This window comes from Syntrophobotulus glycolicus DSM 8271 (assembly GCF_000190635.1).
Classification (GTDB): Bacteria; Bacillota; Desulfitobacteriia; order Desulfitobacteriales; family Syntrophobotulaceae; genus Syntrophobotulus; species Syntrophobotulus glycolicus.
Map to the genome: position 1 here is coordinate 2,641,155 of NC_015172.1, position 15,873 is coordinate 2,657,027.

General features: G+C 55.1%; 21 protein-coding genes. 1 reads left to right on the forward strand and 20 read right to left on the reverse strand.

Features of this window, described 5'->3' with window-relative positions:
• Genes SGLY_RS18270 through SGLY_RS13100 form a run of 7 tightly spaced genes read right to left on the reverse strand, consistent with a single transcriptional unit; the run spans position 1 to position 6,453 of the window.
• Positions 1-840, reverse strand: a complete 840-nt coding sequence (locus SGLY_RS18270) for a hypothetical protein (protein WP_013623792.1) — start codon at positions 838-840, stop codon at positions 1-3.
• Between the two features lie 4 nt (positions 841-844).
• Positions 845-1,975, reverse strand: a complete 1,131-nt coding sequence (locus tag SGLY_RS13075) for a baseplate J/gp47 family protein (protein WP_013623791.1) — start codon at positions 1,973-1,975, stop codon at positions 845-847.
• Complete coding sequence (locus tag SGLY_RS13080) at positions 1,968-2,381, reverse strand: hypothetical protein (RefSeq protein WP_013623790.1); 414 nt, start codon at positions 2,379-2,381, stop codon at positions 1,968-1,970. The genes SGLY_RS13075 and SGLY_RS13080 overlap by 8 nt, the downstream gene beginning before the upstream one ends.
• On the reverse strand, positions 2,381-2,665 hold the full coding sequence (locus tag SGLY_RS13085) for a hypothetical protein (protein WP_013623789.1): 285 nt from the start codon (positions 2,663-2,665) through the stop codon (positions 2,381-2,383). Before SGLY_RS13085 ends, SGLY_RS13080 begins: the two co-directional genes overlap by 1 nt.
• Positions 2,666-2,682: 17 nt before the next feature.
• A complete protein-coding gene (locus tag SGLY_RS13090; RefSeq protein WP_013623788.1) occupies positions 2,683-3,438 on the reverse strand; it encodes a serine/arginine repetitive matrix protein 2 in 756 nt (251 codons plus the stop codon).
• A gap of 16 nt (positions 3,439-3,454) precedes the next feature.
• Positions 3,455-4,048 carry a splicing factor 3b subunit 2 gene (locus SGLY_RS13095; protein ID WP_013623787.1) on the reverse strand — a complete coding sequence of 198 codons (594 nt, stop codon included), beginning with the start codon at positions 4,046-4,048 and terminating at the stop codon, positions 3,455-3,457.
• 2 nt (positions 4,049-4,050) lie between these two features.
• The gene (locus tag SGLY_RS13100; RefSeq protein WP_242822953.1) at positions 4,051-6,453 is read right to left on the reverse strand and encodes a phage tail tape measure protein; all 2,403 of its coding nucleotides are present in this window, start codon (positions 6,451-6,453) and stop codon (positions 4,051-4,053) included.
• 87 nt (positions 6,454-6,540) lie between these two features.
• Here SGLY_RS13100 and SGLY_RS13105 point away from each other — a divergent pair, with 87 nt between their 5' ends.
• The gene (locus SGLY_RS13105; RefSeq protein WP_013623785.1) at positions 6,541-6,780 is read left to right on the forward strand and encodes a hypothetical protein; all 240 of its coding nucleotides are present in this window, start codon (positions 6,541-6,543) and stop codon (positions 6,778-6,780) included.
• A 16-nt stretch (positions 6,781-6,796) separates the two neighbouring features.
• Here the strand turns inward: SGLY_RS13105 and SGLY_RS13110 are convergent, their stop codons facing one another.
• The 13 genes from SGLY_RS13110 to SGLY_RS13170 form a co-directional block, all read right to left on the reverse strand.
• Positions 6,797-6,985 carry a hypothetical protein gene (locus tag SGLY_RS13110; protein WP_013623784.1) on the reverse strand — a complete coding sequence of 63 codons (189 nt, stop codon included), beginning with the start codon at positions 6,983-6,985 and terminating at the stop codon, positions 6,797-6,799.
• A gap of 17 nt (positions 6,986-7,002) precedes the next feature.
• Positions 7,003-7,383 (reverse strand): DUF6848 family protein, encoded by a 381-nt coding sequence (locus SGLY_RS13115; protein WP_013623783.1) that lies wholly within the window; start codon positions 7,381-7,383, stop codon positions 7,003-7,005.
• 34 nt (positions 7,384-7,417) lie between these two features.
• A complete protein-coding gene (locus SGLY_RS13120; protein WP_013623782.1) occupies positions 7,418-7,855 on the reverse strand; it encodes a hypothetical protein in 438 nt (145 codons plus the stop codon).
• A gap of 19 nt (positions 7,856-7,874) precedes the next feature.
• Positions 7,875-9,305, reverse strand: a complete 1,431-nt coding sequence (locus tag SGLY_RS13125; RefSeq protein WP_013623781.1) for a DUF2586 domain-containing protein — start codon at positions 9,303-9,305, stop codon at positions 7,875-7,877.
• Positions 9,306-9,524 carry a hypothetical protein gene (locus SGLY_RS13130; protein WP_013623780.1) on the reverse strand — a complete coding sequence of 73 codons (219 nt, stop codon included), beginning with the start codon at positions 9,522-9,524 and terminating at the stop codon, positions 9,306-9,308.
• Positions 9,514-10,026, reverse strand: a complete 513-nt coding sequence (locus SGLY_RS13135; RefSeq protein ID WP_013625737.1) for a hypothetical protein — start codon at positions 10,024-10,026, stop codon at positions 9,514-9,516. Before SGLY_RS13135 ends, SGLY_RS13130 begins: the two co-directional genes overlap by 11 nt.
• A 2-nt stretch (positions 10,027-10,028) precedes the next feature.
• Entirely contained in the window at positions 10,029-10,529 is a 501-nt protein-coding gene (locus tag SGLY_RS13140) for a phage virion morphogenesis protein (RefSeq protein WP_013623778.1), read from the reverse strand.
• The gene (locus SGLY_RS13145; RefSeq protein WP_013623777.1) at positions 10,530-10,979 is read right to left on the reverse strand and encodes a gp436 family protein; all 450 of its coding nucleotides are present in this window, start codon (positions 10,977-10,979) and stop codon (positions 10,530-10,532) included.
• Positions 10,980-10,993: 14 nt separating this feature from the next.
• The gene (locus SGLY_RS13150; protein ID WP_013623776.1) at positions 10,994-11,881 is read right to left on the reverse strand and encodes a Mu-like prophage major head subunit gpT family protein; all 888 of its coding nucleotides are present in this window, start codon (positions 11,879-11,881) and stop codon (positions 10,994-10,996) included.
• Between the two features lie 27 nt (positions 11,882-11,908).
• A complete protein-coding gene (locus SGLY_RS13155; protein ID WP_013623775.1) occupies positions 11,909-12,319 on the reverse strand; it encodes a hypothetical protein in 411 nt (136 codons plus the stop codon).
• A gap of 1 nt (position 12,320) precedes the next feature.
• Positions 12,321-13,376, reverse strand: coding sequence for a phage protease (locus SGLY_RS13160; protein WP_013623774.1), 1,056 nt, complete (start codon positions 13,374-13,376; stop codon positions 12,321-12,323).
• 137 nt (positions 13,377-13,513) lie between these two features.
• Entirely contained in the window at positions 13,514-14,257 is a 744-nt protein-coding gene (locus SGLY_RS13165; RefSeq protein WP_013623773.1) for a phage head morphogenesis protein, read from the reverse strand.
• Positions 14,250-15,863 carry a DUF935 domain-containing protein gene (locus SGLY_RS13170; protein ID WP_013623772.1) on the reverse strand — a complete coding sequence of 538 codons (1,614 nt, stop codon included), beginning with the start codon at positions 15,861-15,863 and terminating at the stop codon, positions 14,250-14,252. Before SGLY_RS13170 ends, SGLY_RS13165 begins: the two co-directional genes overlap by 8 nt.
• Positions 15,864-15,873: the final 10 nt, after the last annotated feature.

Genomic DNA, 15,873 nt, shown 5'->3' on the forward strand with positions numbered 1-15,873 from the left:
TCATTCATCTCCTTTCGTCATGGTTTTCTCTGATGCGAGAGGATAAGTCACTTCACCATCGCGGGCCGAAGACTTGACCTCCGAGACGGAATCAAAGCCATAATAAAGCGAACAATTCTCCTCGTGGTATATCCTCCGCGATGTCATTGTCCGGCCTGTCAGAGGATAATCCTTGATAGCTCCGCCGCTTTGGGACTGAGCCACGCCCGCCGAGGCGACCATATGGCCGACACACACCGCGATCGGGAAGACGCCGCACACGATAGTCCCGCAAAGGGGATAACGGGAAAATCCCGTCTGCTCCTTGGAACGGATTCCGATGACGTTTCCGCTGTCCACACCGTAGTTAGGCTTTGCACTCGCTTCCTTGACCTTCATCACCTCGGCGTCTATGATGCGGATGTCATTGACGCCACTCGGATTCTTGCCCCGGAGGAAGATGATAAACTCAGCCCATCTCTCCGGGTCTGTCTTATAAAACGGCTCTATGTAGGATTGTTCATATCCGAGAGCCTTGAGGGCAAGGAGGACGCCCGGCCTTGTCCCGGCCTGCTCCGCGATAATGGCCTTCATGGAAAGCCGTGTCCTGTAGGCTTCGGCATCCTCGCCCTTGAGCCGGGGCATTTCCCGGTCTTTACCGTGTTCCGGGAGCATGACCTCGCTTGCGCTGATGACCATTGACTCGGCCCGCACCCGGAAGATGTCCCTCTTGGTGTCGTCAAACAGCTTCCCGACGACCTTGAAAAAGATATAGAACTGATTCGCTGCCTTTTTCCCTTTCCTCAGCGGAGTAAAGAGGAGGCTGAACATGTACTCGCCGAACCTCTCAAATCTCGCCATCGCCTCACGTCCTTTCCACTGTCACCGATACCTCACCGAGGATGATGACCTTGTCGCTGTCAAGGAAGACGTCCTCACTTGGAACCGTAACCTTGACATTGCGGACGGATGCGACCTTGCTTTTGACAGCGTGGACGATGTCGGCGTGAGTGAGCTCGTTGAGCTCCCGGTTTTTCCGTATCTGAAGCAGCTCCGAGATAGCAGCCTTCACGCTGTCGGCGATGCCGTCATCCGAAACGGTGTCCGGGATGGTCACGGTTACGGAGACAGGCTGCTCTATGGTCGTAGAGCTCTTCACGAGCACGTCGTCATAGTTGCCGATAATCTTGTCGACCTCGGCCCGCACCTGTGCAAGGAGGCCCTCCGTCGCTTCTCCCGCCGTCCCTGTGACGATGATGTCGACCGTTCCTTGACCTCTCGGGTGCATATCGTTCACCTTGACAAAGAGCACGCCCGGAACCTGTTCACAAGCGTTTTGATACTTCTCGGCGATGGGCCTTGTGGCAAGCTCAGACCACGAGCGGAGGGTGCGCTCCCGGAGGCTCTCAACGTCCTCAATGTCGCTGCCTTCCCGGACTATCCAGTCAGAACCATTGGAGACCGTGCAGCCGCCCTCTAAATGCGTCAGGGAGCGCGTTATCTGCCCGGGTGGTACATTGTACCTTGAGCCCTCCCGTTCGGCCTCCACGAGGACGCCGACCGTCTCCGCGCCCTTCTGAAGGACGGTATCCTTCAGGACAAAGAATCGGAGCTCCTCGCCGTTGACGTCCTTGATGGTCTTGAAGACGTGCCCTTTGGCAATGCGAACGGCCTCCGCGCCTTCTCCCCTTGTCACAGTGACATAGCCTTGCGTTTTGAGGGCTTCCTTTTGTTTCTTGCCGAAGTCCGCCGCTTTGAGCTTGAGCCATATCCCCTCAGCATGAGCGACAAACATGTTATTGAGCACACGGCGGAGGAGGTTGATGAGCTCGATGCGGATGCGGAGGACTATCATCAAGAGGGTGTAAAAGATGCCGCCCGAGCTGAAGTTCGTTATTGAGAAGCCCTCGCTTTTAAGCTGCGCGACCGTCTCCTCCTTGAGCTTCTCGATGTCCGGGACGGGAAGAATCTCGTCAAGAACCTTTTCATCAATCAATTTCAATCACCTCCACATTTACCCTGTCGACCGTGACGCTCACGCTGTAGGTCTGAGAATCCCCGATAAAGCAAAAGGTAGTGAACACCTTGAGCGCGTCATCCTCAAGCTTTACCTCGGTTGAGATGGTCTCAGAGTCGACGATTTCTCTTCTTTCAAGCTTTTCTCTTATGCGCTCCCCGACCTCTATGATGGTGAGCTCGTCGTCCTCGCTCTGCACGAAGTCGAGAAGCGACCATCCCCACTCAGTATCATAGAAGAGCTCGCCCGCCTGTGTCATAGCCTCAAGCCGGATGTCCTGCATGATGCAGTCGAACCCGGACACAAGAGGCGCGTCGCCAGTGGCCGCCTGGGTGAGCTGCCACGAGGGGTCAAGCTTAATGTCTGTGTCGTTTAACCCTGCCATCAAACCACCTCCCCGATAATGCACGGATTGAGCTCACCGTACAGAAGGCCGACCGCGACGGTTTTCCCGAGCTCGACGTTTACCTTGGAAAGCACTCCGGGAATCTCCGGGAAGCGTTCGTCAATCTCGCCCGTTTTGTCAAGAATCTTGAGGCTGTATTCGTACCACTCGCCCGTGGACGCTGCTCTTGTGACCCTTGCACGCATAAGGCCGGGGAGCTGCAAGTGAGGGAAGTCGGCGGCGAGCTGCTTTGCTATTACACTTTTGACCATTTCCTCAAGCATTGCTCTCCCTCCTTCGGTTAAAAATAGATGTAGGTGCGGATGAACCCCGCCTCGTTGGTAGTAAAGACGACCTTCTTGACCTCGAACTCGCCGGACACCTGCGGGTGTGAAACGCTTATTTTGTGCGAGTGCTTGATGAACGGTGCGGAGACCGTTTCGAGTTCCCACACGCCCCCCGGCCTGTTGAGGGTGATGATGTTCGTCCCGTACTCAAACGAGAAAACCTTTGTTTGTTCGGGCTTCTCTCCCCAATAGAAGACTCCGCCCGAAAAGAAAAACTTCTCAGCGATTCCCCATGCGGCGTGTATCTCGTTAATGACCGAGACCACGTTCTTTTGAAAGATGGGGATTCGCGCCTTTGCCGGATGTGCCGCCGCCGAAAGCTTCATCTTCTGAACCCCGGCCTTTGCGAGGCAAAAGGAGATAATCTCCTGCGGCGTCGCATCTAAAAACGTGTTGTTAATGGCCGTTTCCTCAAGGAGAATCATGTCGTCCTTGAGGAGGATTTCGTTCATGTAACCGCCGCTGTCATACGGCTTGGTGATATATCCTTCGAAGACATCGTCGAAAACCCCGTTGTAACCGAGCTGGATGAGGGCCTTTTCTTTGACGTCGAGAGTGAGCTTCTCTTTGAACTGCCGGGTAAACCTCACCTTCGCCCAATCAAAGTAACTGTCTTTGCTTGAATAAACCTCGATTTCTACGCCTTCCCTGAAGGTGTATTTCCCGAGCTCTACGCTGATTTCGGGATAGAATAATTCAGCCGTTTCCACTCTTAGAATCACTTCCTTAGTACGGCATCATTGAGAGCCTGTTCGCATAGGCCGTCGTGCTTACGTCATCCACAGCGGGGGAGTTGTTGGTCTTGGGAGCCGTCCCCCGGCTGCCGCTCAAATAGCTTTGATATGCCGGGTCGAGCTTGCTTACCGCCGATGAGGTGCTCGTCTGCGAGCTGCCGCTCTTGGATTTTGTCGCCGTGATGGTCATTGGATTGTACGACCAGAACTCAAGGCTCACCGTGAGCTGCTCCTTTTTGCTTTCCTCCTTCGAGCTGAGGCTCTTGAAGATGACCTTCTTGACCCGGCGCGCTGCCGTGTGCTCGTTGATGATTTCATGAACGACAGGCTTCTCCTGTCCTGCCTTTTTGAAAAGGTTTTGTATCTTGTCGAGCTTCTCTTTCCTCGTGGCGTTGGGGCCGTCTTCTAGGATGAGCTCAATCGTCACCTTTGCGTCCTCGTACCCCTCTGCCTGTTTCGCCTTCGCGGAGCTCCCTTCGACTGTCTGCTCTTCGATGAGAGCGTCATCCCTGACCTCTATACTCTTGATGAGGCCGGGGAGGATAACCCCGCTCACTTTAATCGAACTGTCGTCGACAAATATCAAGATTATCCCTCCCCTTCAGCGACGAGCCCGTTGCTGTTGACGTAGTCCTCAATCTCCTTGAGGAGCTTGAGGAGCAGCGGGAGCTCTTTGATTTTGGAGAAGTCCACGTTTAGGAGCAGTTTCTCGATGATGATGCGCCTGTCTCTTTCCGTGGTCGTCTCCGATGTTTCTTTCTCCCGGGAGATTTCCTTGAGGTTGACCTTCTTGACAGGCTCCCGGCCTCCTGTCGTGTCAATTTTGCCGAGCCCCTTCTCCACGGCTTGAGCCGGGAGGTCTGCACCCTGTTCGATGCCCTGCGCCAGCGTGGACATTGTCCTGTGCCCCGAAAGCGTCAGCTCCGCGAGAGGCCCTTCCTTCGCATCCGAGAACGGAAGAAGCTTTCTAACCTTCTGGAAGATGCCTTTTACCGCCTCGACGGGCTTCATGGCCGCGCTCTTGATGCCTTCAACGAGGGTGTCGATGATTCTCGCGCCGCTTTCCCTGAAGAACGCCGGAACACCCATAAAGAATTCCTTGATTGCATTGATGCCGTTGACAAAGCCTTCCTTGATGCGGGTCCACATATTCGAGAAGAAGGCGACTATTGAGTCCCAATGCGTGATAATGAGCATCGGAATCCCTATGAACGGCAGGAATGCGGCGATTGCTATTTGCAGCCAGGTCGGCATCCCCGAGAAGAGATTCCGAATCCAGTCAAACCCGGCCTTTATGCCGTTGACGAAGCCGTTCCAAACGCCTTGTATCCACGAGACCACCGAGTCCCAATTCCGCCAGAGTAGAATAATCGCGGCCACTAAAGCGACGATGCCTATAATAATCCACGTGATAGGATTCGCGAGCAGGGCCGCCGTGAAGCTCCACACCGAGGCGATAAGCTCGGGCATCGCTGTCACCGCCGTCGTGATTGCTTGCTTTGCCATCCCCACAAGGCCGAGGGCCATGTTCTTTAATGCCGTGACCCCGTTAATGGCTGCCGTCCTCGCCATGCTTGCGATATTGACGGCGACGTTTCTGATGCCAGTAACCGCCGACGAGGCAAAGGTCTTAACCGCGCTGAAGCCTCTCTTTAGACCGTCCCCGGCATACAGGGCCTTTATTTGGATAGTTGTAAGCAGGTCGGGGATTCCCCGTATCGCCCGGTAAAAACCTGTCGCAAGTCCCGCCGTCTTGGTGAACACAAGCCCCACGCCGCCGACGACCGCGATTGTCGTCCCGGCCACCATCAGGAAGCCTCCCAGTGCGAGCACAATAATCATGATGACTTTGACGAGCTCCTGATTCTTCTCAATCCATGAGCCAACCTTTGTCAGGACTTCCTCGCCCCTGCCGAGCAGTTCGTTGACGGTGGGGAGGAGGCTGTTGCCGATGGACTCCTTGACGTTCTGGATGCGTTGCTGTAACCGCTGGTACTTCTCGGGCTCCGTGTCGTTGATAGCCGACGCCATTTCCCGGGCGGCCCCGACTCCTTCGCCCATCGACGAGTAAAGGCCGAGGATGTTGTTCTGCAAGTCTCCCGTCTTGGAGTACATGAGGTCAATGAGGGCGACCGCCTCCGTATCACCGAAAGCTTTTTGCAGTTGCATTTTTTCGGCTGCGTCCATCGTCTCTCCGAACTTGCCCCGGAGTTTACCGAGGATTTCCGGCATAGAGAGGAGCTGGTTGTTCGCGTCCGTGAACTTGAGGCCGAGCTCCTCGCCGCCTTTGACAGCCGAGCGGAGGAAAGCTTTGTATTTCGTTCCCGCCTCGGCTCCGCTCATTGTGGCCTGAAGCATACCCAATATAGAGAGCTGCTCCTCAAGGGGCACGTTGGCCGTCGTTGCCGAGGCCCCGAGGGTCTGAATCGCTTGTGCCATCCCTGAGCCCGTGGTCTTGAAGTTCTTGACCGAAGCCGCAATCCCCGCCGAGAACACTTCCCCGAACTCCATATCCGAAAGGTCGGAATAGAAGTTCTTGTATATGCCGTAACCCGTGGCGAAGAGGTTTGTCATCTCCGCGATGCTGGACTTTGTTCCCTTCGCGGTGATACCTGCAAGCTCCGTATACCCGGCGACGCCCGCATCCGTAAGGGAGGAGATGCCGCTCTTGATGTCATAGGCCGCCGTGATGAAGTCGGCTTTCGATGTCCCGGCCCACTGTTCGGAGAAGCTGCGCGCCGCATCCTCAAGGACGCCGAGGTCTTTGACGCCCACCGAGGCAAGCTCACCGAGAGCCCTTTTTGTCGCGAAGGTTGCCTCCACCGGGGCGAGAGCTGAGGCGGTTATCTGTGCGCCGATACCCGCCATCGCCGCCCCGGTCTTGGTCATGTCGCCGAAGGTCTGCTCCATGCTCTGAAGCTTCGAGACAGAGCCGCCGACCGAAGACTGCACACGGCCCATCGGGCCTGTCAGGTGGTCGACCATGTTCATAATGAGGGACAGCTTGAAAACGGATTCTAAGCTCACACTATTCCTCACCCCTTTCGTATGGTATAATTAGGCAAAGGAGGGATTACCATGACCTTGATAATCGTAATGCTCAAAGTTCTCATATTCGCCCTGTGCGCCGGAGCTGCCATCTCCGTCCTTGTATATGTTCCGCTTATGGTCTATACGATTCCCTATGCCTTATGGGTAGGCCATCAAAACACGATGGGAAGGCAGAAGGACAAGGACAAAGAGAGCATCTTCCAGGCCGGGAGGAACGCGACCAAACTATATAAAGCATGGATTACCAGACAAACACCGACCCTTTGATAAAGAGGTCGGTTTTTTATTCCGAGAACACCTTCGAGATAGCTCTCGCAACAATGTCCTCCTCAACCTCTTCGATGTACCTTGCCCGGGCGAGGAGCGCAAGGAATTCATCAAAATGCAGCTCCCCGATATTATCCGGCAGAAGAGCAGGGGGGACGAACCTGTAAATCTCAAGCGTCGCCGCCTCAACAAAGTCCGTCCTCACCCTCCCGAGCTGCTCTTCTACAGCTTCATTAAATTTGCGGTCTTAGACAGCCCGAGCATGGAGAGCAGCTTTTCGCCCGCGCTCAAGGTAAGGGCCGGGTATTCCTCAAGGTCGGCCTCCAATCTGTCGCGGTGCTCAGGGATGATGTTGTCAAACATGAAGGTCTTGAGCGCCTTCGTCATTCCGTTGGCCGCCGTCTTAACATAACGGTCATAGCTCGCCGTGGTCGGCTTCTTGAAGATATAGGAGACCTCAATCTCCGTGTCATCGTCCGGGGTGAGGGTTAAATCAAGCTGATAAACCTTGCCGTGTTTTGTCTTGAGCTCCTCGGTGTTAAGTGCTCCAGACCCGCCTTTTTTAACCTCGGCCTCGTTGGTTTTGATGCTCTTGTCTTCCATTGCATAATCCTCCTTTGACATTTATTTTGAGATATTACAGGGCTTTAACGCCGTCGCTCTCGATTCCGTCCACGATAAGCATGTCAAGGTCAACCTTGATGCTTTTGTCTCCCTGCGCCGCCTTGTTGCTGCGTTTGGTGAACGTGACGGTATTGAGCACATCGCTCCTTGTGCGGTCTCCCTCGTTGGCGTAGGAGACGACAATCTTCGGGATGACCAGCTTGAAGAGCGGTGTCCCTTTGCTTTTGCAGTAGTCAAGCAGCGCGTCATAATCGTCGCGGAGGAGGCTGACCTTGCCTTCGGCCTTGTAGTTGCCTTCTCCGTAGCCTCTCGGTTTCTGACCCTTGCCGTAGGCGAGCTCCTTTTCCAGCTCGTCGTCGTAGGAAATTTCCTGAAACTCAATCGTGAGACCCGGGAGCTTAATATCGACGTCGGCCCAATCGTATGTTTTGCCGTTTACTTTCAATGACATCCTAATCAAGCCTCCTTTCTTAGCTTGCGCTCGGCTTCGTTCTGCCGAGGTCGACTTCGATTTCCCTGATGTATCCTCTGGACACATAGCGGATGGTGACGGGCATTTTCTCGGTCGTGATGATGTCCTGTCCTTCCGGGACTGTGATTGTGGCCGAGGAGATTTCCTTCAGCTTGACCATCTCGTCGAGAGGAGTCTGCATGAACTTCGCCCTTGTTTCGAGCTCGTTTTGCATATCTTCAAGGTCGATGTCGTCCTGCAAGAGCTGAAGGCCCTCTTTGCGGACTTCCTTGATGATTTTGTTCTTGACCCGGACATCCTCAGCATAACGGTAATCCGAGCCGTCCGGGGACATCACGCGAGCATTGGTGACAAAGTAGTCCTCAAGCCCGTCGTATTCCCGGAAGGTGAGGTATTTTGCGGCATCAAGCAGCTCGATATATTCCTCAATCCCCGCGGGCCGGAGCTCTAGCATCTTGCTTTTAGAGATTCCCATGCCCGCCGTGTCCCGGGTCTTGCCGATACTCTGATGAACTTTGGTCTTGGAGTACAGGCCGCACACGATTCCGGCGTTGTTGATTTCCCTTGTGATGCCGTCCATGCCGACATAGAGGGAGCGCGCTGCCACGACCTGAATGTCGGTGTTCTTGATGTCCTTCTTGTCGGCCTCAAGCCTCAAGGCGTAGTCGGCGACATCCTCCTCGTTGTCCGGGACGTATGCCTCAAGCACAAAGAGGAGGGGCTTGTGATAGGTTGCCGCGAGCTCCCGCTGCTGCTCCGATACCGCCGACCATAATGCTTTCTGCGATTCCCCGACGATATGAACCAATTCATAGGGCTCGTTGAAGTTCTTGAGCTTGTCAATGGCCGCCAGCGCGTCGGCGTTGGTCATGGTGGGGGCCGTTGTCTTGAAACGGAAGACGTCGCCCACAAGGAAGGATGTCTCCTCATTCGGCTGCGCACCTTCCGTAAACGTCACAGTCAGGCCCGTCAGGGGGATTTCGAAGGCTCCCGTCAGCGGCACGGTGGACTCGTCGGAATAGCTGTACCCGCCATCAATCGAATACACGAACAGGGCGGTATTTCTGCGGCCTTGCCCGGTGATTCTGACAATTACGTCAAAGGCATTGTAAGGACTCCCGTCAGCGGTTAGGGAACCCGAGCCCGTGCCTGTCTTTTCGACCATTCCCCGGCTTCCTGCCGTGGATGCCGAGACCGGGATGCAGTAAATCCGGTTGGAACCGTTCTCCACCGAATCCATGACCTTGTCAGCAAGCGGGCTCAGGCCGAGGCGTTCCTTGATTTTCGCCGCCGTCATGTTGCCCGTAATGATGATAGGCGTGTCCGACGTAACGGGGGAGACACCGATTTTCACATGGACACCCTCGCCCTTTTCGGTTGCCAGTCCGAGCAATCCGTCAGTAATGTTTGTTGTGACATCTCTAAGCATTTACTTCACCTTCTTTCCGATGGGACTGCCGGAGAATTTTCCGACCGCTGCGTCGAAGTCTTCCTCCGTGACCATCTTGCCCGGCTTCCATCCGAGGGCGGCACACATACCGCTGAAGATGGGGGCGGGCGTTTTTTTCTTGTCTTTGAGCTCCTCAATGCTAAATAGCTTCGGAGCTGCTGTGTCAGCCGTTTCCGGCTGTTGGTTTTTACTCGCCATCTTGAGTCTCCTTTCCCTTGATAACTGATTCGACTTCGACGTCCGTGAGCTTCGCGAAGTCTGTGTCCTTATAAACGCCGCCCATGAATTTGACTTTGACATTGACGGCGACTCTTGCCTTCAGGATGCTGTCATCCTCGTCAACCCATTCCGCCTCCACGACCTCAATCGGGGTATAGTTCCCGTCGATATAGATGCCTTTGTCAAGGGCTCTGAGAAACGCTTCAAAGAACTCCTCCGTCTTCTTGGGGTCGGGGTCTCCGATTATCACGCTGAAGGTCGTCTCCCGGGAGAAAACCTTTCGCCTCTTGTGCTGCGCGCCTGTTTGGTCACTGTATAGTTTTTTTGCGCCGCTTCGGTCGAAGGTTTCCTCCTCGAAGAGCACGGCCCCGATATGGGCCTCCTGTGATGCCCGGAGCTTTTTCATGCTTGTGTAGGGCTTCGAGCGGATTCCTGCTCCCTTCAGCTTTTCGATGAGGTGTTCCCTGCATTCCGTAAACATTTCTAATCCTCCCTGAAGTAATCCTCAAGAGTGCCCTTGATTTCCTGCATGTCGTCATCGCTGAGGCCGAGGAAGGGACGGGCCGGGATGTTGATTCTGACGGTGACTTGCTTCTTCCGTATCCAGCGGCCATCCACTTGAAAGACAAGGCCCTTCGAGGTCTTGGCCCGGATGGTGATTCTCCTGTTCTTGGCCCCAAGCTGATGCGTCGATGCATATATTTTGTTCGTGCCGACCGCGAACCCGGAGGCGTCGGACGTAGTCTTGATGGAATTCTTAAGCCCTGCGCTTTTGACGAGCGTGACGCCGCCTTCCTGCGCCGCCCTGATGGATTGCTTCCATTTCTTCCCGTCCGGGCCTTTTTCCGTTCGGAACCGTTCGACGGTCGACTCGCGGATAGCCTCGGCAATGGAGGCGTTAATGCCTTTCTTGTCGATGTCCGCGAGCTGCCGGAGCCTTTTCATCAAGCTTCTTGTGTCGCCGTCAAGTCTGATGCTGTACATTTACATCCCCTTCAGCTTGTCGCGGGAGAAGAGGCGCGGACTTGATGCGACCGAGAAGCCTGTTCGCGCTGCGGTGGTGGTGTCGACGGCTCCGATTTCGACCTTACCCTCCGCCAGCAGTTCAAAGAACCGAATCGCCGCCTTGTAGCGGTTTAAGTAGTTCTTTTCTCTGTCACTCTCGTCGATACCGATGCGGGAATACAGGTTATAGACGGCGATGTCCTTTGCGAACTTATTGATAACCTGTGGGACAGGGGAGAGAGGGAGAGGGTATCTCTTAGCGAGGTATCCGTCAATCTCCGCCCCTGCGTCCGCGATTGCCCCTTCAATGATGGGGATGATTTTCGCCTCACGCTCGGCCTCGTCTTCTATGTAGTCGCTGCCGATGATGGTGTTGAGGGCATCATCCTTAATCATGGAGCGGACTTCTGCGGTCTCACAATATGCCACGCCGACTCACTCCTTTACTGTGCTGTACCGTCGCTGCCGTAGGCCATTTGCCAGAAGGCATACCCGGAATTTCCGCGAGAGTCGGCTCCGTAGAGGAATTCTTTTCTCATGAAGACGTTCTCGTCGGTCTCGTTGGTCAGGCTCACAAACTTCGGCTTCTGTCTCTCTTGGTAAATGAGAGGCTTGATGGGCTTCTTGGTGCAAAGCAGGAACCACATCGAATCATTTCCGGCCAGGTCGGGAACAACCAGCGGCTCCGCCGTTCCCTTCAGGATGTTGGTTGTGCCGTCAATCTGGTCGGCGAGAAGAATCTTCCTCGCTTCGGTCTCTAAGGCCGGGCCAACGACGAGAAGGTCGGGGACAATCTTGAGAGGCTTGCCGTGTTCGTCCGTTACCGACATGATTGCCGCCCTCGCCGCTGCATAGGATTCCGGCGAAAGTTTGGCCGTTCCCTTGTTGCTGAAGGTCTTTTTGCCGACCTTGTGGGCGTCCGAGAAAAACGGCAGCCCATCATAGCATTTGTTTGTGAATCCGCCCGGGAGCAGTACGAAGACAAGCTCGTCGGGATGCAGGGCCGCGCTCTGACCGAGGGACTGAATCGCCGGAGTGTAGAGCCCGACACGGTCGTCCTCGATGTCGTTGCGGGGAACGCCGACCGTTACCTCGAAGTCCTTGTTCTTGATGGTGTAATCGGATGCCGTCAAACTTTTAATCTGACGGTCTCCAATCCATTCCCGCATCATGGGGATAGTGCCGAGCCATTTGTAATTCTCTTCCCCTGTAACGGAAGGGACGACCGTCGCCACCCTGTCATAGAGGGGCTTTGTTTCGTCAAAGGCTTTGGCAAAGATGGTCTTGAACCCGGTAAAAATGCCCCGGAGTGCTTGCTGATTAACTATCATAGTGCTTTAATCCTCCTTTTCTCCCTGTTATAGGGTTTCGACGGCGACGCCGTCGTCTGTTACTGCGATGACTTTTCCTGCCCGGGAGCTGCCTGTCGCCAATGCGGTCACGGTGCAGTCGTCGACGATATAGCAGTCCTTGAGGACGTGTTCGGCTTTTATTTTGTTGGCTGCTACCGTGGTATTGTCCCAAACGAAGACGCCTCTTCTGACCTTGACGGTCTTGTCTCCGGCTGCGCCTCCCGTGTTGTCGACGTATTCCTCGGCGCGGCCCGCTGCCGTAAGGCCCTCGGCCTTGACAGCGGCCTTTGCGTTGCCGCTCGCATCGAGCACGACAAGCCCGCCGTCATAAATGACCGCACCTGCCGCCACCGGGAGGACGACAATTCTCCCGCCTTCTGCAAGCTCCGGCGTGTTCCTTCCTGCTGTGAGTGCCATGTTATCTCACATCCTTTCCGTACTTCTTGAGGTCGTCCTCGCTGACGCCAAGCTGCTTGCAAATGAGCAGCGTCGCCTCGTCGAAGGTTTCCTCTTTGTTCGCCTTGGTCTCGATGTCAAGCTCGCCCATCGGGACGCCCTGGGGGGCCTTCTCAACGAAGGACTTGAATCCCTCCGGGTCTTTGAGTGCGTACTGCGTCGCCCAATCCTTTTGAGCCGGAGTCAGTTTCCCGGCCTTCAGGGCCATGAGGACGGCGTCGTCTGCATCCCTGCGGGCGATTTTGTCCTTGAGCTCTTTGAACTCCTTCTCAGAAACAGAGCCCTCCGGCTTCTTGTTTGTGAGCGCCACGATTGCGGCGGCCACGTCTTCGGTCTTGGCTCCGGCCTTCAGCCCGAGCATCTCGCAAATCACCTTGTTTGAGACGACCTTGCCTTCATCCTCCGAACCGCCTTCAGGATTCTTGTTCTCTGTGCCCTCCTTGAACTTCTTGGCATCCGCGACGGCTGCCTTGAGGGCTTCCGTGACCTGCTCTTCGGTTGCGTCCTCACCGAGTCCGAGCAGAGCCGCGAGCTTTTTAATGATGTCCATGTCGTTACCTCCTTCATAATCATCAAGTTTGATGGAATTGATTATCGGAAACATCCCGTCAATGGCGGGTGTGTTCGTCAATGCTGCCGAGTGTAGGACTATTGCCTTGCCGTCCGACTTGCGGACGAGGACAACGGGCGAGAGATAGCGGTATTCCCGGTTTTCGAGATACTTCTTTCCCTGCGGAGTCCATTCCACTTTAGCCACAATCGCTCCGTCCTCAATGGATAGGTCTTTAATCCATCCGCCCGCCGGAGCCTGTACATCTTTGAGCGTCTGATGCTCATAGTCAATCACGATGTCGTTACCCCGTTCGAGAAAAGTCTGCTTCATCAAACGGAAGCTTTCCTCATCGACGTCGAAGTCGCCCTTTTGACTCTTGACGTGTCCGAGGGGGAGGAGCTTCACCTTCTCGGGTGCTCCGTTTACTTCTGACTGACCGCCTCTACAGGCGAATAATTTTGCCATTTGCTCACCTCGCTATCACCTTGCTTTTTAGAATCGCTTCTAACCCCGTTAGCACGCGTTATAACGCCCGTTAGAATTCTTTTAGGTATATTTTGCCTTACTCGATGGATAAACTACTAAATTGGGCCTTTTAACGCTTATTGTTTGTCTTTGGCTTTCACGCTCCTCTCAAATGCCTTCTTCAAGGTTTCCGGGTATCCCTTGAGGTCGGGTGTAAACTGCACCTTCGCGGGATTCGTCGAGAAGCTCGGGTCGGGCAGGATGTTCACGAAGCGTCCGTCCCGGAGCTCTGCCGCCTTCGGATTCTCTGTCTCCACCTTGAGCCCCCGCTGCTCGACCTGTCTTTTGGAGAGCGAGCGCACGGTGCAGCGGCATCGGAAGCCGTTCGGCGGATACCATGTGTCCCATACCGGGGAATCTGCCGGGAAGACCCTTCCGTCCATCGCAAGGTGTGAGGGACGGGTGCTCGTGTCGTTCACTGCGTCATATATCCAATAAGGCCGGAGCTTCAGGACATCCGGGTCGGTCATTTGCCTGTAGTGCCCGACTTGATACGCCGTTTGAATGTTCGTCCTGAAGATATTGTCCGCTTGGAAGTTCGTAATTCCTTCGTACCCTTGAGCCTCAAGGAACCCGTTCATTCTGTCCCGGAAGCTCCGCATCGTTTCTCCTTCCTCAATCGCCCGGAGGAGCTCGTCGTGAAACTTCTTGAGAACTTGAACCTTTGTATAGCCCGAGACGGTGAAGGCGAGGGACTGATACTCCGCCGCGATTTCCGAGAACTGCTTCGCTGTGACAGGGATTTTACCCCTGAAGTATTCGACCGCCTCCTCGAAGGTTATCTCCTTGTTCCGGGAGATAACGCTCTCAACTTCATTCATCCCGTATCACCCGCCCCTCAAGGTCTGCATATAGCATCGCCTTTTGAAGGAGCTCCTCAATGTCTTTGACATCCATTTCCCCGGCAAGCCGCTCGACGAGCTCCTCGTTTTCAAAGAGTTTCTTGACAGCGTCGAGGTCTTCGGTGTTGTCAAGCATCTTGAGAACGGGAGCGAAAAGCTTCTTGAACAGGCCCGAGCTCTGTTTGATTGCCGCTGCCGTGAGGCCGTCGATGCGCTGCTGCGTTCCCGGCTCTCCGGCTGCCTGTCCCTTGAGTTCGACCTTTTCGGCTCCGGCTGCCGTTGCTTCATTGGTGACGACCTCCGCCGTTTGCTCCTTCATCGGGATGGGTAGGGCGGAGCCTTTGCTCGGAGCTGCCACTTCCTCACCGTTTTCCGGCTTCGGGATGGAGAACTTCTTATATAGGTGAGAGGTCGGGACTTTGAGCCCAATACTGCAAATCAGTTTCTCATAGATGTCGACCGTTTCCTTGAGGTCTCCGGCCTCCTCGCAATCGTAACGGATGTACGGAATGCGCCTGTCCTCGCCAAAATTGAAGAGGACGAGGGGTCGGATAAGGTCACGGCGGAGCGTCGCGGCAAGAGCCTTGCAGTCTGCGACCGTGAGGTCGTGACGGACTTCGTTGTGCGTCTTGCTTTGTGCGTAGCTGCCGCCCCCGGAGTCGCTGGTGAGCGTCTGTCCAAGGATAGCTTTTGACATCTGCTCGTCACAGTACCGGGCGAGCCGTTCGTATATGTCGAGGCTTGATGTCTTGCTGGACTCCTTGAACTCGATTTCCGTCCCGTCCGGGATGATGCCCGCCGCATCGGAGCCGATCTGAACGAGGGCTCGCATGAGAGCGGCCTTGTCTTCCTCGCTTGCGCCCTGGGCGTACTTGCCGAGGCGAAGGGGCATCCCGAAGACCTCGCAAAAGCTGACCCAATCCTTCAGGTCGTAGTTTTTGAAGAGGTACATCCACGCGACGACCCTCAGAACGCCCGCCCTTGACGGGTGTCCGCTGCGGGCCTTGTAGCGGTGGATTATAAACTTGTTCTCAGGGACAATGATGCCGCTCGGGTATTCCTTGGTGACGACTTTGAAGTTGTCCTCCGCATCCCAAAAGAAACGCTTCTGATGTCTGTTCTTGATTTCCTTGACAACGACTCGGCCATCGTCATAGTCCCATATGATTTCAGAGACCGCGATGCCTTTGCCGATTGCGTCAAGCAAGTCCATCGCCATGTCCTCGAAGTTTTCGAGGCTCTCGATTTCCTGCGCCACGAACTCGGCGATTTCCTTGTCCCGCTCGTCATCCGCATCAAAGGGGATAACTTCAAAGTCGAGGCCCGTGACGGCGTTCTTGCGGGTCTGAAGCTGCGAGAAGAGATGCGGGTCTTTTTCCTCCATCTCCTCGAAGAGCTCCATCTGCCGGAGGACATCCCCGGCGTCCGCTTCCTTGAAGATGGTTGCCAGCTTGACGGGCGTGAGGCCGTTGCTCGGGTAGTCCGAATATTTGTCCTGTACCTGTGCGACCGCGATTTCCGTGAGGTCGGGCCTTCTCAGGGCCGGAGCTTTCGTCTGCTGCTGCCTTTGTTTCTTTTTGCTCAATCCGTCTCAC